Genomic DNA, 20,140 nt, shown 5'->3' on the forward strand with positions numbered 1-20,140 from the left:
AATCACAAGCAAAACCCGCCAAACGATAAATCCGGTTGCGGGAATGGAGTTCAGACGTTTGATTTTCCGTTGTGCTCCCTTCCCGCCGGGGAAGGTCGCTCACGGCGGCGTGGTTCTCGTTACTCCTTCGGCGGCTGGACGGCGCGGAACACCTCGGTGTCGGCAGCGTCGTCGTCGGTGCGGTGGCGGGCCTGGCCGGTCTCGTCGTATGCCTGGTACACCTCGGTGGGCGTGTCGTCCGAGTAGGGGCCCTCGGCGAATCCGTACCCGGTGTCGCCGCTCTCGTCCGACCACTGATCCTCGTGCGACCACTGCTCGACCGCCTCGGAGGCACCCGCCGCGCCGACCGCGACCGGCACCTGGGCCGGGGCGGCCACGGCCGCCCGCTCGTCCTTCTCCGCGTCCCGGTGGGCGATGAACCGGCCCACGGCGACCGCGAGCATCGCGGGTACGAACACGAGCAGCAGGGTGAACGCGGCGCCGGAGGTCAGCTCGAAGAACAGCGAGTTCTCGCCGAGCGCGATGTCCGAGACGGCGCCGACGAGCCAGCAGACCGCGCCCGAGAGCAGTCCGGCGACCGCCGCGGCCTTGAGCCACCGCATCGTCAGGTCCGTCTCGTCGCCCTCGGCCGGATGCGCCCGGGCGTCGCGGATGCCGTCGATGCCCGCCCAGACGAGGGCCGCGAGAACGACGACGATGATGCCGAGCCACCGCATCAGGGAGCCGTGCAGGGGCCACGCGGTGATGGCGATTCCGAGCACGACGCGCGTCACGACGTGTACGAAAGCCATACCGAGACCACGAACAATCCAGGGGTTCATGCGGACAGCGTAACGAGCATCACGTTCGCGTTGTGACCCAACCGACACTCGAGGTGACAGACATCCGGCGAATCGGACGATCGCCCTCGTCCGGATCGGGCTCGACCTGTCGTACGTTGAACACATGTCCTCTGCCGACCATGCTGCGCGACGTGCCGCGCTGCGCCACCTGCTCGCCGACCGCGACCTCGACGTTCTGCTGGTCACCGACCTGCTCAACATCCGCTACCTGACCGGATTCACCGGCTCGAACGCGGCGCTGATCGTCGACCTCGGCGACGAACGGGGCGCGGAGGACCGCACGATCATCTGCACCGACGGTCGCTACGTCACACAGGTCGGAGAGCAGGTGCCGGACCTGCGTGCCCTGATCGACCGGTCGAGCGCAGGCGCGCTGGTCCGCAGCCTCGCCGACCGGGACGGGGTGCGGGTCGGCTTCGAGAGTCACGTGGTGACCGTCGACGCCCTCGCGGCGTGGCAGTCCGCGGCGCCCGACCTGACCCTGACCCGCAGCCCGGGCCTGGTCGAGCGGCTGCGTGAGGTGAAGGACGAACACGAGATCGGTCTGCTGCGACGGGCCTGCGCAGCGGCGGACCTGGCCCTGGCGGTGCTGATCGAGCGCGGGGGCCTCCGGCCGGGCCGGACCGAGCGGGAGGTCGGCCGCGAGCTCGAGTTCCTGATGCTCGAACACGGCGCCGACGGCATCTCGTTCGAGACGATCGTCGCGGCCGGGGCGAACTCGGCGATCCCGCACCACCGGCCCACCGACGCGGTGCTGGCGTCGGGGGACTTCGTCAAACTCGACTTCGGTGCGACCGTCGCGGGGTACCACTCCGACATGACCCGTACCTACGTGCTCGAGTCGGCGGCGGCCTGGCAGCGCGACGTGTACGACCTGGTGCTGCGCTCGCAGGCGGCAGGCCGGGCGGCGTTGGCGCCGGGCGTCGAGGTGGGTGCGGTGGACGCTGCGTCCCGTGCGGTGATCGAGGAGGCGGGCTACGGGGAGCTGTTCCTGCACGGTCTCGGACACGGCGTCGGCCTGGAGATCCACGAAGCGCCGGGGATCGGCAAGGGCGGCACCGGTACACTGCTAGCCGGTGCTGCGGTGACCGTGGAGCCGGGGGTGTACTTCTCCGGGCGCGGAGGCGTCCGGATCGAGGACACCCTCGTGGTTCGCGAGCAGGAGCCGGAGCTCCTCACGCTCACCAGCAAAGATTTGACAATCGTCTAAAGGAGACGCGAAGCCAGTGGCTGACACCAGTGATTTCAAGAACGGGCTCGTACTGAAGATCGAGGGCCAGCTCTGGCAGATCGTCGAGTTCCAGCACGTGAAGCCGGGCAAGGGTCCCGCGTTCGTGCGCACCAAGCTGAAGAACGTCACCTCGGGCAAGAACGTCGACAAGACCTTCAACGCCGGCGTCAAGGTCGAGACCGCGACGGTCGACCGCCGCGACATGACCTACCTGTACCACGACGGCAGCGACTACGTGTTCATGGACGGCGAGACCTTCGACCAGATCTCGATCCCCGAGGCCACCGTCGGTGACGGCCACCGGTTCCTGCTTGAGAACATGCAGGTCCAGGTCGCCACGCACGAGGACGCGCCGCTGTTCGTCGAGCTCCCGGTCACCGTCGAGCTGCTGGTCCAGCACACCGATCCCGGACTGCAGGGCGACCGCTCCACCGGCGGCACCAAGCCCGCCACCCTGGAGACCGGTGCCGAGGTCCAGGTCCCGCTGTTCATCAACACCGGCGACAAGCTCAAGATCGACTCCCGTGACGGCAACTACCTGGGTCGCGTGAACTCGTAGCGTGACCGACAGCAAGAAGAAGTTCGGGGCCCGGCACAAGGCCCGCAAGCGCGCCGTCGACTTCCTGTTCGAGGCGGAGGCGCGTGACCTCGACCCGGTGAACCTCGCGGCCGAGCGTGTCGAGCTGTCCACCAAGGACGACACCGTCGCGCCCGTCAACCCGTACACGGTGACCGTGGTGACCGGCGTCGCGGAGAACCTGGACCGGCTGGACCGGGTCATCTCGGACCATCTGCAGGACTGGACGCTCGACCGGCTGCCCGCCGTCGATCGCGCCATCCTGCGGATCGCGGTCTGGGAACTGTTCCACGCGACCGACGTGCCGCCGGTGGTGGCCGTCGACGAAGCGGTCGAGCTCGCCAAGGAACTGTCCACGGACGAGTCGCCGGGGTTCGTCAACGGCATCCTCGGGCAGGTCGTCCTGGTCGCACCCCAGGTGCGGGCGGCGGCGGCGGCGACCGCGCAGTCTGCCTCGCCGCAGCAGTCGGCGAACACGGACGACGCCTGATTCGAACACCTCGGCTCCGCCTGGCTGAAGGGCACCTTCGTACGGTCCGACCGTACGAAGGTGCCCTTCGGCCGTTCCGGGTGTTGTGGCTGAGCACACCCCGTGCGGGTGCGGGTGATCGAGGCCCGCGCTGATAGGCTGAGCGACGTCAGACATCCTTTAACGACCCGTCCCGAGAGGCGGAGAAGGAGGTCCAGTTTGTCCACGCCTGCCGACTCCTCGGCGCACGAAGAACCCGGGGCGCCCAAGCCCTCCGGCCGCGAGTTGCTCTCCGCAGCCGACGTCGGTCGCACGATCGCCCGGATCGCGCACCAGATCATCGAGAAGACCGCGCTCGACGCGGAGACCGATCCACCTCGGGTGGTGTTGATCGGGATCCCGACCCGCGGCACAACGCTCGCTCACCGCCTCGCGGCGAAGATCGAAGAGTTTTCCGGGATCCGGCCACCGGTCGGTTCCCTCGACATCACCCTCTACCGCGACGACCTGCGTACCAAGCCGCACCGGCCGCTCGAGCGCACCTCGGTGCCGGACGGCGGCGTGGACAGCGCGCTGGTGATCCTCGTCGACGACGTGCTCTTCTCCGGCCGCTCGGTGCGGTCCGCGCTGGACGCGCTGCGCGACCTCGGTCGCCCGCAGGCCGTGCAGTTGGCGGTTCTCGTCGACCGCGGCCACCGCGAACTGCCGCTGCGCGCCGACTACGTCGGCAAGAACGTGCCCACCGCGCGCAGCGAGGACGTCCAGGTGCTGCTGGTCGAACAGGACGGCGTCGATGCCGTCACGCTCAGCAGCGGAGAGAATGAGGGAACCCCCCAGTGAAGCATCTGCTCTCGGTCACCGACCTGACCGCGGAGTCGGCCACCGCACTGCTCGACGAGGCCGAACGATTCCAGCAGGCGCTGCTCGGCCGTGAGGTCCGCAAGCTGCCGACCCTGCGCGGTCGCACCGTGATGACCGTGTTCTTCGAGAACTCCACCCGCACCCGCGTCTCGTTCGAGGTCGCCGGCAAGTGGATGAGCGCGGACGTGATCAACGTCAGCGCCTCGAGTTCGTCGGTGAAGAAGGGGGAGTCGCTGCGCGACACGGCGCTGACCCTGCACGCCGCCGGCGCGGACGCGCTGATCGTGCGACACCCCGCGTCGGGTGCGGCGCACCGGATCGCGGAGTGGACGGGCGCCGACGGCGACGGACCCGCGGTGATCAACGCGGGTGACGGCACCCACGAGCACCCCACGCAGGCGCTGCTCGACGCACTGACCCTGCGCCAGCGGCTCGGCGAGATCGCCGGCAAGCGGATCGCGATCGTCGGCGACATCCTGCACAGCCGGGTGGCCCGCTCGAATGCCTTCCTGCTGGCGATGCTCGGTGCCGAGGTGGTGCTGGTCGCGCCGCCGACCCTGCTCCCTGTCGGGGTGTCCACCTGGCCCGTTTCGGTCTCGCATTCGCTCGACGCCGAACTGCCCGGCCTGGACGCCGTGCTGATGCTGCGGGTGCAGGCCGAGCGGATGAACGGCGGGTTCTTCCCGTCGCCCCGCGAGTACTCGGTCACCTACGGGCTGTCCGAGAAGCGCATGGCGCAGCTGCCCGAGCATGCGGTCGTGCTGCACCCCGGTCCGATGCTGCGCGGCATGGAGATCTCGTCCGCCGTCGCAGATTCACCGAAAACTGCTGTACTGCAGCAGGTTACGAATGGAGTTCACATCCGCATGGCCGTGTTGTTCGGATTGCTGGTCGGAACCGAGGAGGGGGCGGCGCTGTGAGCTCTCCCGAAGTCCTCATCACCGGTGCCCGGATCTACGGCGAGGGCGAGCCGACCGACGTGCTGATCCGCGGCGGCGAGATCGCCGAGATCGGTGCAGGCCTCGAATCGCCCGCGGGCGCGACCGTCGTCGACGCCGCGGGCCAGATCCTGCTGCCGGGCTTCGTGGACATGCACACGCACCTGCGCGAGCCCGGCCGTGAGGACACCGAGACCATCGAGTCCGGGTCGGCGGCCGCCGCGCTCGGCGGTTACACCGCGGTGTTCGCGATGGCCAACACCAATCCCGTCGCCGACTCCGTGGTCGTCACCGACCACGTGTGGCGCCTCGGGCAGGAGGTCGGCCTCGTCGACGTCCATCCCGTCGGAGCGGTCACCGTCGGTCTCGCGGGCAAGCAGCTCGCCGAGATGGCGATGATGGCCGGCGGCGTCGGGCAGGTCAAGATGTTCTCCGACGACGGCCACTGCGTCGACGACCCGCTGATCATGCGCCGCGCCCTCGAATACTCCAGCGCGCTCGGCGTCCTGATCGCCCAGCACGCCGAGGAGCCGCGCCTGACCGTCGGTGCCGTCGCGCACGAGGGCCCGACCGCCGCCCGTCTCGGCCTCGGCGGCTGGCCGCGTGCCGCGGAGGAATCGATCGTCGCCCGCGACGCACTGCTCGCCCGGTACGCGGGCGCCCGAGTCCACATCTGCCACGCGTCCACCGCGGGCACCGTCGAACTGCTGAAATGGGCCAAGGGGCAGGGCATCTCGATCACCGCCGAGGTCACCCCGCACCACCTGCTGCTCGACGATTCGCGGCTCGAGACCTACGACGGCGTGAACCGGGTGAACCCGCCGCTGCGCGAACGCTCCGACGTGGAGGCACTGCGCGCGGCGCTCGCCGACGGCACCGTCGACTGCGTCGGCACCGACCACGCCCCGCACGCCGAGCAGGACAAGTGCTGCGAGTTCGCGCAGGCGCGGCCCGGCATGCTTGGGCTCGAGACCGCGCTGTCGATCATCGCGCAGACCATGGTCGAGCCCGGCCTGCTCGACTGGCGTGGCGTCGCGAAGGTGATGAGCGAACGCCCCGCGGAGATCGTCGGACTGCCCGACCAGGGCCGTCCGATCGCGGTCGGCGAGCCCGCCAACCTGACCCTGGTCGACCCGAGCCACGAATGGACCGTGCACGGGCCCGACCTCGCCTCGATCGCGAACAACACCCCCTACGAGGCGATGACGTTCGGCGCCAAGGTCACCGCAACGCTGCTGCGCGGCAAGCCGACCGTGCTCGATGGGAAGGTGCAGCGATGAGCCGGGTGCTGATCACCGTCGGGTTCATCGCGGTTTGGGTGCTGTTCGTGGCACTGATGTACTGGGGCTGGAAGGGCCGGGCCAAGCGCCAGCAGGATCGGGTCGGGGAACTGCCTGCGGTGCCGGCCGACCTCGGTGCCCAGCTGATCGCCCCGAGCACCGGGCTGTACGTCGGCAGCACGCTCGCACCGAGCTGGCAGGACCGGATCGCGGTCGGGGACCTCGGGTTCCGCGCCACCGGACAGCTCAGCCGCCACGAGCGTGGTGTCCTGCTGGAACGCGACGGGGCATCGGCGATCTGGATCCCGCAGGAGTCGATCCGTGCGATCCGCACCGAGCGCGGCCTGGCGGGCAAGGTCATGAGCAAGGACGGCGTCCTGGTGATCCGGTGGGAGCTGCCCACCGGAACGGAGATCGACACCGGATTCCGTGGAGACGACAAGACCGTGTACCCGGTCTGGGTGAACGAAGTGAGCCAGTGATGGCTGCTGAACGGAGAGAAAGCGTGAGCATCGTGCATGGTGGGCCCGCGGCCCTGGTCCTCGAGGACGGACGGATCTTCCGCGGCGTCGAATTCGGCGCCGTCGGACAGACCCTCGGCGAGGCGGTGTTCTCCACCGGCATGACCGGCTACCAGGAGACGCTCACCGACCCCAGCTACCACCGCCAGATCGTGGTCGCCACCGCGCCGCAGATCGGCAACACCGGCTGGAACGGCGAGGACGGCGAGGCGCTGTCCGCCGGACCGCAGGCGTCCGGCGAGTCGAACAAGATCTGGGTCGCCGGCTACGTGGTCCGTGACCCGTCGCGCCGCACCTCCAGCTGGCGATCGACCGGGTCGCTGCAGGACGAGCTGGTCGCCCAGGGCGTCGTGGGCATCGCCGGAATCGACACCCGCGCCCTGGTCCGGCACCTGCGCACCCGCGGCTCGATGCGCGCCGGTGTCTTCTCCGGCAGTGCGCTCACCGATGACGCCACCATGCTCGCGGCCGTCCAGGGACAGCCGTCGATGCTCGGCGCCGACCTGGCCCGCGAGGTCAGCACCGATGCCGGCTACGTCATCGAACCGATCGGTGGCGAGGCACGGTTCACCGTCGCCGCCATCGACCTCGGCATCAAGACCAACACCCCGCGGATGTTCGCCGAGCGCGGCATCCGCGTGCACGTGCTGCCGTCCACGGCGAGTCTCCAGCAGATCCTCGACCTGAACGCCGATGGAGTGTTCCTGTCCAACGGCCCCGGCGACCCGGCGACCGCGGACGGTGCGGTGCACCTGACCAAGGAGGTCCTCGGACAGGGCCTGCCCCTGTTCGGCATCTGCTTCGGCAACCAGATCCTCGGCCGCGCGCTGGGACTGAGCACCTACAAGATGAAGTTCGGTCACCGCGGCATCAACATCCCTGTGGTCGAGCACGAGACCGGCCGGATCGCGATCACCGCGCAGAACCACGGGTTCGCGCTCGAGGGCGAGGCCGGTCAGGAATTCGACACCCCGTTCGGTCGCGCCCAGGTCAGCCACACCTGCGCCAACGACGGCGCGGTCGAGGGTGTCCGTCTGCTCGACGGCTCCGCCTTCTCCGTGCAGTACCACCCCGAGGCCGCGGCCGGCCCGCACGACGCCGCGTACCTGTTCGACCGCTTCACCAGCCTGCTCGAAGGAGCCAAGAACTAATGCCACGCCGCACAGATCTTCAGCACATCCTGGTGATCGGTTCCGGACCGATCGTCATCGGCCAGGCCTGCGAGTTCGACTACTCCGGCACCCAGGCGTGCCGCGTGCTCCGCGAGGAGGGCCTGCGGGTCTCGCTCGTCAACTCCAACCCGGCCACGATCATGACCGACCCGGAGTTCGCCGACGCCACATACGTCGAGCCGATCACCGCCGACTTCGTCGAGAAGGTCATCGCCCGAGAAGCCGAGCAGGGCAACAAGATCGACGCCGTGCTCGCCACTCTCGGCGGGCAGACCGCACTGAACACCGCCGTCGCGCTGCACGAGCGCGGCATCCTCGCCAAGTACGACGTCGAGCTGATCGGCGCCGACTTCGACGCCATCCAGCGCGGTGAGGACCGGCAGAAGTTCAAGGACATCGTCGCCAAGGTCGGCGGCGAGTCGGCCCGCTCGCGGGTCTGCTTCACGATGGAGGAGGTGCACGACACCGTTGCCGAGCTCGGCTACCCGGTCGTCGTGCGGCCGTCCTTCACCATGGGCGGCCTCGGCTCCGGCATGGCGTACAACGAGAAGGACCTCGAGCGCATCGCCGGTGGCGGCCTGGCCGCGTCCCCGACCGCGAACGTCCTGATCGAGGAGTCCATCCTCGGCTGGAAGGAGTACGAGCTCGAGCTCATGCGCGACGGCCGCGACAACGTGGTCATCGTCTGCTCGATCGAGAACGTCGACCCGGTCGGTGTGCACACCGGTGACTCGGTGACCGTCGCCCCGGCGATGACGCTCACCGACCGCGAGTACCAGAAGATGCGCGACCTCTCGATCGCGATCCTGCGCGAGGTCGGCGTCGACACCGGTGGCTGCAACATCCAGTTCGCGATGGACCCGACCGACGGCCGCCTGGTCGTCATCGAGATGAACCCGCGCGTGTCCCGCTCGTCGGCGCTGGCGTCGAAGGCGACCGGCTACCCGATCGCGAAGATGGCCGCCAAGCTGGCCATTGGCTACACGCTCGACGAGATCGTCAACGACATCACCAAGGAGACGCCGGCCTGCTTCGAGCCGACGCTCGACTACGTCGTCGTCAAGGCCCCGCGCTTCGCGTTCGAGAAGTTCCCGGGCGCGGACGGCACGCTGACCACCACGATGAAGTCGGTCGGCGAGGCGATGTCCATCGGCCGCAACTTCACCGAGGCGTTCGGCAAGGTCATGCGGTCGCTGGAGACCAAGCGCGCCGGCTGGTGGACGGGCCCGGAGATCGAGGCCGAGAGCCTGGAGGCCCTGCTGAAGGACCTCTCGGTTCCGCAGGACGGCCGCATGTACGGCATCGCGAAGGCATTTGCGCTCGGCGCGACCGTCGAGCAGCTGTTCGACGCGACCAGGATCGACCCGTGGTTCCTCGACCAGTTCCAGCAGATCCACGAGCTGGGCGAGCACATCCGCGGCGCCGAGAACCTGGACGAGCTGACGCTGCGCCAGGCCAAGTACCACGGCCTGTCGGACCGGCAGATCGCCGCGCTGCGGCCCGAGCTCGGCGACGACCGGGCGGGGGAGGACGCGGTCCGCGCGCTGCGTGACGAGCTGCACGTGCACCCGGTGTACAAGACTGTCGACACCTGCGCCGCCGAGTTCGAGGCCAGGACCCCGTACCACTACTCGACGTACGAGCTGGACCCGAACGCGGAGACCGAGGTCGCCGAGCAACGGGACAAGCCGAAGGTGCTGATCCTCGGCTCCGGCCCGAACCGCATCGGCCAGGGCATCGAGTTCGACTACTCGTGTGTGCACGCGGCGCTGACCCTGTCCGAGGCCGGGTACGAGACCGTGATGGTCAACTGCAACCCGGAGACCGTCTCCACCGACTACGACACCGCGGACCGGCTGTACTTCGAGCCGTTGACCTTCGAGGACGTGCTCGAGGTGTTCCGCGCGGAGTCGGCGTCGGGCACCGTCGCCGGCGTCATCGTGCAGCTCGGCGGCCAGACCCCGCTGGGTCTGGCGCGGCGGCTCAAGGAGGCCGGAGTCCCGATCGTCGGCACCAGCCCCGAGGCCATCGACCTGGCCGAGGACCGCGGCGAGTTCGGTCGCGTGCTCACCGAGGCCGGCCTGCCCGCGCCGAAGTTCGGCACCGCCACCACCTTCGACGGCGCCCGCGACATCGCCGCAGGCATCGGGTACCCGGTGCTGGTGCGTCCGTCGTACGTGCTCGGCGGCCGCGGCATGGAGATCGTTTACGACGAGGCCTCGCTGCAGGACTACATCTCGCGCGCGACGGAGATCTCCGACGATCGTCCGGTCCTGGTCGACCGGTTCCTCGACGACGCCGTCGAGATCGACGTGGACGCGCTGTGCGACGGCACCGAGGTGTACCTCGGCGGCGTGATGGAACACATCGAGGAGGCCGGCATCCACTCCGGCGACTCGGCGTGTGCGCTGCCGCCGATCACGCTCGGACGCGCCGACCTGGAGAACGTGCGCCGGTCCACCGAGGCGCTGGCGAAGGGCATCGGCGTCAAGGGCCTGCTGAACGTGCAGTACGCGCTCAAGGACGACATCCTCTACGTGCTCGAGGCCAACCCGCGCGCGTCGCGGACCGTGCCGTTCGTCTCCAAGGCGACCGCGGTGCAGCTGGCGAAGGCGTGTGCCCGGGTGATGCTCGGCGAGTCCATCGCCGATCTGCGGGTCTCCGGGGTGCTGCCCGCGAAGGGCGACGGCGGTACCACGCCGGACGGCGCGCCGATCGCGGTCAAGGAGGCGGTGCTGCCGTTCAACCGGTTCCGTCGCGCCGACGGCACCGGTATCGACACCCTGCTGAGCCCGGAGATGAAGTCGACCGGCGAGGTGATGGGCATCGACAAGGACTTCGGTACCGCGTTCGCCAAGAGCCAGACCGCGGCGTACGGGTCGCTGCCGACGAGCGGCCGGGTGTTCGTCTCCGTCGCGAACAAGGACAAGCGGTCGCTGATCTTCCCGGTCAAGCGGCTCGCCGACCTCGGTTTCGAGATCCTCGCGACCGAAGGGACCGCGGATGTTCTGCGCCGCAACGGAATCGAGTGCGAGCAGGTGCACAAGCATTCCGGGGAGACCCTGCCCGAGGGCGCGCTGACGATCGTCGACCAGATCAAGGCCGGCGACGTCGACATGGTGATCAACACGCCGTACGGCAACTCGGGACCGCGCGTCGACGGTTACGAGATCCGTGCGGCGTCTGTATCAGCCAACATCCCGTGCATCACCACCGTCCAGGGCGCCTCCGCGGCCGTCCAGGGCATCGAGGCGGGTATCCGCGGTGACATCGGGGTGCGTTCGCTGCAGGACCTGCACGCCGTGCTGCGCGAGCAGACCTCGTGACCGAACCCGCTTGGGGCGACCGGCTCCGGACCGCGGTCCGGAGCCGGGGTCGGCTGTGCGTCGGCATCGACCCGCACCCGCCGCTGCTGGAGGCGTGGGGGCTGCCGCGCAGCGCCGCGGGACTCGGGGCGTTCGCCGAGATCTGCGTCGAGGCGTTCGCAGGCGAGGTGGCCCTCGTGAAGCCGCAGGTGGCGTTCTTCGAGGCGTACGGCTCCGCAGGCTTCGCGGTGCTCGAGAGCACGATCGTGGCGTTGCGTGAGGCGGGCACCCTGGTGGTCGCCGACGCCAAGCGCGGCGACATCGGCTCGACGATGTCGGCCTATGCGCAGGCATGGCTCGGCGACGGCTCGCCCCTGGCATCGGACGCGGTGACGGTGTCGCCGTACCTCGGTTTCGGGGCGCTCGATCCGGCGGTCGCGCTGGCCACCGAGACCGGCAGGGGACTGTTCGCGCTGGCCCGCACCTCCAATCCCGAGGGTGGGGTGTTGCAGGGCGCCAGGACCGCCGCTGACGGCGTTTCCGCTGGGCAGGGTCCGTCCGGTGCCGGGCAGGGGCCGTCGGTGGCCCAGTCGATCGTGGACGCCGCGGTGGCGCAGAACCGTGACGGCAACGACACGGTGGGCCTGGTCGTCGGGGCGACCCGCGGCCATGGCCTGGATTTGTCGGAGTTTTCCGGCCCGATCCTCGCTCCCGGCCTCGGCGCCCAGGGCGCCACCGTGACGGATCTCGCAGAGATTTTCGAAGGATCACGAGAGTTGTTGCTGCCCAACACTTCTCGTGACGTCCTCAAGCACGGTCCGTCCGTGACCGCGCTGCGAGAGGCGGCGCAGCGGGTCCGCGACGAGGTCGAGGCCGGACTCGCATAGCCGACCCGGTTCGACGCCGCCGTCCCGGGGGTGGGTTAGCAATCGGCGCCCGGCGTGAGTACGGTCGCTATCGCCCCTGGTTATCCGGGGGTTGTAGACATTGCACACGACGAGACGGAGGAACCGTGGCCCTTCCCCAGTTGACCGATGAGCAGCGCGCTGCTGCTTTGGAGAAGGCGGCTGCCGCCCGTAAGGCCCGGGCTGAGCTCAAGGAGCGCCTCAAGCGCGGCGGCACCGACCTCAAGCAGGTCCTCAAGGACGCCGAGAACGACGAGATCCTCGGCAAGATGAAGGTCTCGGCCCTGCTCGAGGCCCTGCCCAAGGTGGGCAAGGTCAAGGCGCAGGAGATCATGACCGAACTGGAGATCGCCCCGACCCGCCGCCTGCGCGGCCTCGGCGATCGCCAGCGCAAGGCCCTGCTGACCAGGTTCGATTTCGAGGCCTGAGTTCACAGGTGGCTGACGCATACAACGTGTCAGACCGCGAGACCACCCCGCCGCCCGCGGCGGGGGAGAACGCAGTGCGGAGGGGCCGGCTGGTGGTACTGGCCGGCCCCTCCGCCGTCGGTAAGTCGAGCGTGGTGCGCAAGCTCCACGACCGGCTCCCCGACCTGGTCTTCAGCGTGTCTGCAACGACGAGAGACCCGCGACCCGGCGAGGTCGACGGCCGTGACTACCGGTTCGTCACCCCGGCCGAATTCGATCGGATGATCGCAGACGGCGACCTGCTCGAGTGGGCAGAGATCCACGGCGGACTGCAGCGGTCGGGAACCCCGGCCGCCCCGGTGCGGGCCGCGATCGAGGCCGGACACCCGGTGCTGGTGGAGGTCGACCTGGCCGGCGCCCGCGCCGTCCGGGCCGCGATGCCGGAGGCGGTGCTCGTGTTCATGGCGCCGCCCAGCTGGGAGGAACTGGTCTCGCGGCTGACCTCCCGCGGCACCGAATCCGAGGAGGCCGTCGCGCGGCGATTGGAGACCGCGCGTGTCGAACTCGACGCCCAGGACGAGTTCGACGAGGTGATCGTGAACCACGACGTCGACCGAGCCTGCGACGAGTTGGTATCCTTGTTGGTCGGCAACAAGCGATAGCACCTCTTGTCGTAATTTCGTCTGTTCTCAACCGCACCACCAGGAGACCTAGTGAGCGCAACCACCGTCGCGACCGATCGTCACGGCATCCCGGCCTACGACACCCCGCTGGGCATCACGAACCCGCCGATCGACGAGCTGCTCGAGCGCACCTCCTCGAAGTACGCGCTGGTGATCTACGCGGCCAAGCGGGCCCGGCAGATCAACGACTACTACAACCAGCTCGGCGACGGCATCCTCGAGTACGTCGGCCCGCTGGTCGAGCCGGGCCTGCAGGAGAAGCCGCTGTCCATCGCGATGCGCGAGATCCACTCGGACCTGCTCGAGCACACCGAGGGCGAGTGACCCACTCCGCTGACAGCGGTGTGACCCACCCCGCTCACACGGGAGTGACCCACTCCGCCAGCCCCGCACACGTGCGGATACTGTGACGTCCGTGACGGATTCACATTCCGATACCGCCGGTTCACCGCGACGCATCGTCGTCGGGGTGAGCGGCGGTATCGCCGCATACAAGGCATGTTCGATCATCCGCAGCTTCACCGAGGCTGGTCATCACGTCCGCGTGGTGCCGACCGCGGCGGCGTTGGAGTTCGTCGGCAGGGCCACGTTCGAGGCCCTGTCGGGCAACCCGGTGGACACCGAGGTGTTCGCCGACGTACCGCAGGTTCCGCACGTGCGGCTCGGGCAGGAGGCCGACCTGGTCGTCGTCGCGCCCGCCACCGCCGACCTGATGGCGCGCGCCGCGCACGGCCGCGCCGACGACCTCCTGACCGCGACCTTGCTCACGGCCCGCTGCCCGGTGCTGTTCGCGCCGGCGATGCACACCGAGATGTGGGAGCACCCCGCCACCGTCGACAACGTCGCCACCCTCCGGTCGCGCGGGGTCGTCGTCATCGAACCGGCGTCGGGCCGGCTGACCGGGAAGGACACCGGCGCGGGCAGGCTGCCCGACCCGGACGAGATCGTCGCGCTGGCGAACCTGCTGATGGAGCGCGCGGACGGGCTGCCGCGCGACCTGGAGGGCAAGCGGATCGTGGTCTCCGCGGGCGGCACCCGCGAGCCACTCGACCCGGTGCGGTTCCTCGGCAACCGGAGCTCGGGCAAGCAGGGCTACGCGATCGCCCGGCTCGCCGCCCAGCGTGGCGCCCAGGTCACCCTGATCGCCGGCTACACCGCGGAGCTGGCCGATCCGGCCGCCGTGGACGTGGTCCGGGTCAAGACCGCACAGGAGATGAAGGTGGCGGTCGACAGAGCTGCCGGGATCGGCGCTGCAACCGCCGCCGACGCGGTCGTGATGGCCGCCGCGGTGGCCGACTTCCGGCCGTCGACGGTGGCGGCCGCCAAGATCAAGAAGGGCGCCGACGAGCCCGACGTGATCCCGCTGACTCGCAACGACGACATCCTCGCCGGACTGGTCCAGGCCCGCCGCGACGGTGACCTGCCCGCCGGTATCCGGATCGTCGGGTTCGCCGCCGAGACCGGGGACGCGCAGGGCGACGTCCTCACCCACGCCCGGGCCAAGTTCGCCCGCAAGGGCTGTGACCTGCTCGTCGTCAACGCCGTCGGTGACGGCAAGGCGTTCGAGGTGGACAGCAACGACGGCTGGCTGCTCGCCTCGGACGGGTCGGAGCACGCGCTCGCCCACGGCTCGAAGGCGCTGATGGCGAGTCGGGTGCTCGATGCGGTCACCGACCTGCTTTCCGGCTAGCCACGCGGGTTGCGGGTGCCGGGTGAGCCGGATACTCGTACTGTGAAGTCATAAGCGGCAACCGGTGCCCGGTTGCCTGATTCGAATTGTTCTTATCCGTACAGCCAGGCACTAGGGTCGTGTCCGGTACACAACGTCAGTTGGTGAGAGGGAGATCTGTGAGCAAGTCCGGTAGTCGGCTATTCACCAGCGAGTCCGTGACCGAGGGTCACCCCGACAAGATCTGTGACGCGATCAGCGACTCCGTCCTCGACGCCCTGCTCGAACAGGATCCGCGCAGCCGCGTCGCAGTCGAGACGCTGGTGACGACCGGCCAGGTGCACGTCGCGGGTGAGGTCACCACCTCCGCCTACGCGGACATCCCGAAGATCGTGCGCGACAAGGTGCTCGAGATCGGCTACGACTCGTCGGCGAAGGGCTTCGACGGCAACTCGTGCGGCGTGAACATCGCGATCGGCGCGCAGTCCCCGGAGATCGCGCAGGGCGTCGACCATTCGCACGAGGCGCGGGTCGAGGGCAGCTCCGACGACGACATCGACCGTCAGGGCGCCGGTGACCAGGGTCTGATGTTCGGGTACGCGTGCACCGACACGCCCGAGCTGATGCCGCTGCCGATCGCGCTCGCGCACCGGCTCTCGCGCCGCCTCACCGAGGTCCGCAAGACCGGCGTGCTGCCGTACCTGCGCCCGGACGGCAAGACCCAGGTCACCATCGAGTACGACGGCGACCGGCCGGTCCGCCTCGACACGGTGGTCGTGTCCACGCAGCACGCCGCCGACATCGACCTGGACAACCTGCTCACCCCGGACATCCGGGAGAAGGTGCTCGGCTCGGTGCTCACGGATCTCGCCAGTGAGACCCTCGACACCTCGAACGTCCGCCTGCTGGTCAACCCCACGGGCAAGTTCGTGCTCGGCGGCCCGATGGGCGATGCCGGCCTGACCGGCCGCAAGATCATCGTCGACACCTACGGTGGCATGGCCCGCCACGGCGGCGGTGCCTTCTCCGGCAAGGACCCGTCGAAGGTGGACCGCTCGGCCGCGTACGCGATGCGCTGGGTGGCGAAGAACGCGATCGCCGCGGGCCTCGCGGACCGCATCGAGGTTCAGGTCGCGTACGCGATCGGCAAGGCCGCCCCGGTCGGACTGTTCGTCGAGACGTTCGGCACCGAGAAGACCGACCCGGCCCGCATCCAGGCCGCGATCTCGGAGATCTTCGACCTGCGTCCCGGCGCGATCATCCGCGACCTGGACCTGCTGCGCCCGATCTACGCGCAGACCGCGGCGTACGGCCACTTCGGCCGCACCGACGTCGACCTGCCGTGGGAGCACACGGACCGCGCCGAGAAGCTGCGCGCGGCCGCCGGGCTGTAAGTGATCTCTGCGTCGAGCCGCTCACCGATCCCGGTGGGCGGCTCGCGTCTTTGTGCCCGGTGGGGCGCGTGACCGCCGCCCGTGAGGCCGCGGCCGAGCTGCCGGTCGCGCGGGTGCTGCCGATGCTGCCGCTGCCGCACCTGGACCGGGTGTTCGACTACCTGGTCCCGCGCGAGATGGACGAGCAGGCCGAGCCGGGGGTGCGGGTGCGGATCCGGTTCTCCGGCCGCCTGGTCGACGGTTTCCTGCTCGACCGCGCCGCCACGAGCGAGCATCCCGGCAAACTGGGTTACCTGGAGCGCGTGGTGTCGTCCGAACCGGTGCTCACGCCCGAGGTCGCGACGCTGGTCGACGCCGTCGCCGCCCGGTACGCGGGGACCCGAGCGGACGTGCTGCGGCTCGCGATCCCACCGCGCCACGCGCGAGTCGAGGCCGAACCGGCGCCCGAGCCCGCCGAGGTGACCGGGGAACCCGTGGACCCGCAGCCGTGGACGGCGTACCGGCACGGCGACAGCTTCCTGACCGCCCTCGGTGGTGGTCGCGGCCCGCGCGCAGTGTGGCAGGCGTTGCCGGGGGAGGACTGGCCGCGACGGCTCGCCGAGCTCGCGGCCGTGGTCGCGCAGGGCGGCCGGTCGACGGTGCTCGTGGTCCCCGACCAGAAGGACCTCGACAGGGTCGCGCAGGCGTGCGTGGAGGTCCTCGGCGACGATCTGGTGGTGCCGCTCGCGGCGGGCCTGGGACCGGCCGTGCGCTACCGCCGTTGGCTCGCCGCGCTGCGGGGCACCGCGAAGGTGGTGGTCGGCACCCGGAGCGCGGTGTTCGCGCCGGTGCCCGATCTCGGGCTGATCGTGGTGTGGGACGACGGCGACGACCTGCACGCCGAGCCGCGGTCGCCCTACCCGCACGCGCGTGAGGTGGCGTTGCTGCGCGCCCACGGTACCGGCTGTGCGGCAGTGGTCGCCGCACACTCGCGGACCGCGGAGGCGCAGGCCCTCGTGGACACCGGCTGGGCGAACGACCTGGTCGCCGACCGGGCCGTGGTGCGGGCGCGGGCCCCGCAGGTCACCGCGCTCGCCGACAGCGATCACGCGCTCGCGCGGGACCCCGGTGCGAGGGCTGCGCGGCTGCCCGCGATCGCGTTCTCGGCCGCTCGTGAGGCCCTCTCCGCCGGTGCCGGTGTGCTGGTGCAGGTGCCCCGGCGCGGGTACGTCCCCTCGCTCGCCTGCGGCAAGTGCCGCGCTCCGGCCCGGTGCCGACACTGCAACGGTCCGCTCTCGCTGCCTGCCGCCGCCGGGCCGGACGGGGCGGGGACCCCGAGCTGCCGCTGGTGCGGTGTCGCCGACGCGACGCACCGATGCGGCACGTGCGGTTCGCGGCAACTGCGTGCCGTGGTGGTCGGTGCGGGTCGCACCGCGGAGGAGCTCGGTCGCGCGTTCCCCGGCGTGCCCGTCCGGACCTCCGGGGGTGGCGACGTCCTCACCACGGTGAAACCCGGTGCGGCGCTGGTCGTCTCGACGGTGGGGGCGGAACCGGTGATGCCCGGCGGGTACGGCGCCGCACTGCTGCTCGACGGGTGGGCGCTCCTCGGCCGCGCAGACCTGCGCGCCGAGGAGGAGACCCTGCGCCGGTGGATGACCGCAGGGGCGCTGGTGCGACCGGCCTCCGAGGGTGGCCGCGTGGTCGTGGTCGCGGACGCGTCGATCCCGGTCGTGCAGGCACTGGTGCGCTGGGACCCGGCCGGCGCGGCGCAGTCGCAGCTGGACCAGCGTGCCGAGGTCCGCTTCCCGCCGACCGTGCACATGGCGGCAGTCGACGGCGGACATGCGGCGATCGAGAGTCTGCTCGCGGCGGCGGCGCTGCCGGACGAGGTGGAGGTCCTCGGGCCGGTGCCGCTGCCACCGGGGGAGCGGTTGCCGCTGCACGGTGACGACCCCGAACCGGACGAGGTCGAGCGGATGCTGCTGCGGGTGCCGCGCGGGGCGGGCGGCGCACTGGCGCGGGCGCTCGCACAGGCCCAGTCGGCGCGCAGCGCGCGCCGGGAGCCCGGATCGGTTCGGGTGCAGATCGATCCGCTGCGCGTCGGATGACGCCCGGACCGTCTAGTCTTCTCGACCATGACCACTGCTCTGGACACTGTCGTCGACGACGAGGTCCCCGCGTCCGCCTCGCCGGGCCGCTGGGATCGGTTGCGGCGCTATCTTGGTCGCCTCCATCCCGTTGGGCTGGCGACGGCCCTGCTGTTCTTCACCTGGTCGATGAGCCCGTCGCTGCTGCCGCGGGCCTGGTATCTGCAGGGTCTCGCGACCGGGATCTCGGTGGCGATCGGCTACGGAATCGGCTGCCTCGCCGCCTGGTTGGTGCGCGGCTGCGGCGTGAGCCCCGCGTGGTCGCCGCGCACCCGCCGGATCGGCTGGTGGCTGCTCGGGGCAGCCGCGGTGATCACCGTCCCGGTGCTCCTCGTCCTGGGCGGTGTGTGGCAGAACCAGGTTCGCGATCTGGTGTCCGTGGAGCACACCGAGAGCGGTCACGCGCTGTTCGTGTTCGTCGTCGCGGTGGTGGTGTGGTTCGTGCTGCTGTCGGCTGCCCGCGGTATCCGCGCAGGCACCATTCGCATGAGCCGGTTCGCCAGGCGGTACGTGCCTCGTGCTGCCGCGAACGTCGCAGGTCTGATCGCGGCGGTCGTGCTCGCTGTGCTGGTGATCAACGGCGCTCTGTACAACGGCTTGATCGCGTTCGCCAACTGGAGCTTTTCGGGGGCCGACACCGCAACGGCCGAGGGCGTCACGGAGCCCACGGCACCCGAGCGCAGCGGGTCACCGGCGTCCGCTCAGGCCTGGGACACCCTCGGCCAGGAGGGCCGGACGTTCGTCGGACGCGGTCCCGACGCCGCCGCCATCACCGCGGTCACCGGACGCCCGGCACTGGAACCGATTCGCGTCTACGCCGGCCGCGAGTCCGCGGACTCGGTCGCCGAGGTCGCGGACCTGGTGGTTGCCGAACTCGACCGCACGAAGGCATGGGAACGAAAGGTGTTGGCGGTCAACACCACCACGGGTCGTGGATGGGTGAACCAGAACGTCGCCTCCTCGCTCGAGTACATCGAGGGTGGCGACACGGCGATCGCGTCGATGCAGTACTCGTTCCTGCCGAGCCCCTTGGCCTTCATCGCGGACCGGCAGACGCCGCAGGTCGCCGGCCGGGCGCTGTTCAACGCGGTGTTCGCGCGCTGGATCGACCTGCCGACGGAGACTCGGCCGAAGCTGGTCGTCTTCGGCGAGAGCCTCGGCTCCTACGGCGGCCAGAACGCGTTCGCGGGTTACCAGGACATGGCCACCCGCGTCGACGGTGCGCTGTGGGTGGGAACGCCGAACTTCACCCCGCAGTGGCAGGAGGTGACGGCGGACCGTGACGCCGGTTCGACCGAGATCCTGCCGGTGATCGACGGGGGTCGGGCAGTGCGGTTCGCGTCCGACCCGCAGGATCTCGACCTGGGAACCGAGTGGGGACCCCGACGGGTCGTGTACTGGCAGCACGCCAGCGATCCGATCGTGTGGTGGTCGCCCTCGCTGCTGTTCAACAAGCCGGACTGGCTCGAGGAGCCGCGGGGCCGCGACGTGGATCCGAACATCAGCTGGATGCCCCTGGTCACGTTCTGGCAGGTGACCCTCGACATGGTGTTCTCGGCGGACGTGCCGGCCGGCCACGGCCATGCCTACGGCCCCGAGGCGGCCGACATGTGGGCGCAGATCCTGTCGCCCGCGGGCTGGACGCAGGCGGACACCGACCGGGTGCGGGCGGCGCTGACCGGGTAATGAGTGGCCTCACACCCGTGTGGTGACCGGCCGCGGAATGCGCGGTTTCGCTGCCGGCGGCCGTTGGCATGCGG

18 protein-coding genes are annotated in these 20,140 nt (G+C 70.2%); 17 read left to right on the forward strand and 1 reads right to left on the reverse strand.

What is annotated here, in order from left to right; translation table 11 throughout:
• Positions 1–119: 119 nt before the first annotated feature.
• The gene (locus ACWDU4_RS19815) at positions 120–821 is read right to left on the reverse strand and encodes a B-4DMT family transporter (RefSeq protein ID WP_450115629.1); all 702 of its coding nucleotides are present in this window, start codon (positions 819–821) and stop codon (positions 120–122) included.
• Positions 822–945: 124 nt separating this feature from the next.
• Here ACWDU4_RS19815 and ACWDU4_RS19820 point away from each other — a divergent pair, with 124 nt between their 5' ends.
• From ACWDU4_RS19820 to ACWDU4_RS19900, 17 genes are all read left to right on the forward strand, one after another.
• Positions 946–2,052, forward strand: coding sequence for an aminopeptidase P family protein (locus ACWDU4_RS19820; RefSeq protein WP_450115630.1), 1,107 nt, complete (start codon positions 946–948; stop codon positions 2,050–2,052).
• 16 nt (positions 2,053–2,068) lie between these two features.
• Positions 2,069–2,632, forward strand: a complete 564-nt coding sequence (gene efp / locus ACWDU4_RS19825; protein WP_450115631.1) for an elongation factor P — start codon at positions 2,069–2,071, stop codon at positions 2,630–2,632.
• A 1-nt stretch (position 2,633) separates the two neighbouring features.
• Entirely contained in the window at positions 2,634–3,140 is a 507-nt protein-coding gene (gene nusB, locus ACWDU4_RS19830) for a transcription antitermination factor NusB (RefSeq protein ID WP_450115632.1), read from the forward strand.
• 198 nt (positions 3,141–3,338) lie between these two features.
• The gene (pyrR, locus tag ACWDU4_RS19835) at positions 3,339–3,959 is read left to right on the forward strand and encodes a bifunctional pyr operon transcriptional regulator/uracil phosphoribosyltransferase PyrR (protein ID WP_450115633.1); all 621 of its coding nucleotides are present in this window, start codon (positions 3,339–3,341) and stop codon (positions 3,957–3,959) included.
• Positions 3,956–4,900 carry an aspartate carbamoyltransferase catalytic subunit gene (locus ACWDU4_RS19840; RefSeq protein WP_450115634.1) on the forward strand — a complete coding sequence of 315 codons (945 nt, stop codon included), beginning with the start codon at positions 3,956–3,958 and terminating at the stop codon, positions 4,898–4,900. Before pyrR ends, ACWDU4_RS19840 begins: the two co-directional genes overlap by 4 nt.
• Positions 4,897–6,198, forward strand: coding sequence for a dihydroorotase (locus ACWDU4_RS19845; protein ID WP_450115635.1), 1,302 nt, complete (start codon positions 4,897–4,899; stop codon positions 6,196–6,198). Before ACWDU4_RS19840 ends, ACWDU4_RS19845 begins: the two co-directional genes overlap by 4 nt.
• Positions 6,195–6,680 (forward strand): PH-like domain-containing protein, encoded by a 486-nt coding sequence (locus tag ACWDU4_RS19850; RefSeq protein WP_450115636.1) that lies wholly within the window; start codon positions 6,195–6,197, stop codon positions 6,678–6,680. The genes ACWDU4_RS19845 and ACWDU4_RS19850 overlap by 4 nt, the downstream gene beginning before the upstream one ends.
• 23 nt (positions 6,681–6,703) lie before the next feature.
• Positions 6,704–7,870: a glutamine-hydrolyzing carbamoyl-phosphate synthase small subunit gene (gene carA / locus ACWDU4_RS19855; protein WP_450115637.1), complete on the forward strand. Its 1,167-nt coding sequence runs from the start codon at positions 6,704–6,706 to the stop codon at positions 7,868–7,870.
• Positions 7,870–11,217 carry a carbamoyl-phosphate synthase large subunit gene (gene carB / locus ACWDU4_RS19860; RefSeq protein ID WP_450115638.1) on the forward strand — a complete coding sequence of 1,116 codons (3,348 nt, stop codon included), beginning with the start codon at positions 7,870–7,872 and terminating at the stop codon, positions 11,215–11,217. Before carA ends, carB begins: the two co-directional genes overlap by 1 nt.
• On the forward strand, positions 11,214–12,083 hold the full coding sequence (gene pyrF, locus ACWDU4_RS19865; protein ID WP_450115639.1) for an orotidine-5'-phosphate decarboxylase: 870 nt from the start codon (positions 11,214–11,216) through the stop codon (positions 12,081–12,083). Before carB ends, pyrF begins: the two co-directional genes overlap by 4 nt.
• Positions 12,084–12,208: 125 nt before the next feature.
• Positions 12,209–12,529: an integration host factor, actinobacterial type gene (gene mihF, locus ACWDU4_RS19870; protein ID WP_050066004.1), complete on the forward strand. Its 321-nt coding sequence runs from the start codon at positions 12,209–12,211 to the stop codon at positions 12,527–12,529.
• A 74-nt stretch (positions 12,530–12,603) separates the two neighbouring features.
• Positions 12,604–13,170, forward strand: a complete 567-nt coding sequence (gene gmk / locus ACWDU4_RS19875; RefSeq protein WP_450115690.1) for a guanylate kinase — start codon at positions 12,604–12,606, stop codon at positions 13,168–13,170.
• 51 nt (positions 13,171–13,221) lie between these two features.
• On the forward strand, positions 13,222–13,515 hold the full coding sequence (gene rpoZ / locus ACWDU4_RS19880; protein ID WP_378506277.1) for a DNA-directed RNA polymerase subunit omega: 294 nt from the start codon (positions 13,222–13,224) through the stop codon (positions 13,513–13,515).
• Between the two features lie 82 nt (positions 13,516–13,597).
• Complete coding sequence (coaBC, locus tag ACWDU4_RS19885) at positions 13,598–14,881, forward strand: bifunctional phosphopantothenoylcysteine decarboxylase/phosphopantothenate--cysteine ligase CoaBC (RefSeq protein ID WP_450115640.1); 1,284 nt, start codon at positions 13,598–13,600, stop codon at positions 14,879–14,881.
• 158 nt (positions 14,882–15,039) lie between these two features.
• Complete coding sequence (gene metK / locus ACWDU4_RS19890) at positions 15,040–16,254, forward strand: methionine adenosyltransferase (RefSeq protein WP_450115641.1); 1,215 nt, start codon at positions 15,040–15,042, stop codon at positions 16,252–16,254.
• A gap of 122 nt (positions 16,255–16,376) precedes the next feature.
• A complete protein-coding gene (locus tag ACWDU4_RS19895) occupies positions 16,377–18,341 on the forward strand; it encodes a primosomal protein N' (protein ID WP_450115691.1) in 1,965 nt (654 codons plus the stop codon).
• A gap of 27 nt (positions 18,342–18,368) precedes the next feature.
• Entirely contained in the window at positions 18,369–20,066 is a 1,698-nt protein-coding gene (locus ACWDU4_RS19900; protein WP_450115642.1) for an alpha/beta hydrolase, read from the forward strand.
• The last annotated feature ends 74 nt before the right edge of the window (positions 20,067–20,140 follow it).

Source organism: Rhodococcus sp. NPDC003348, assembly GCF_053589375.1.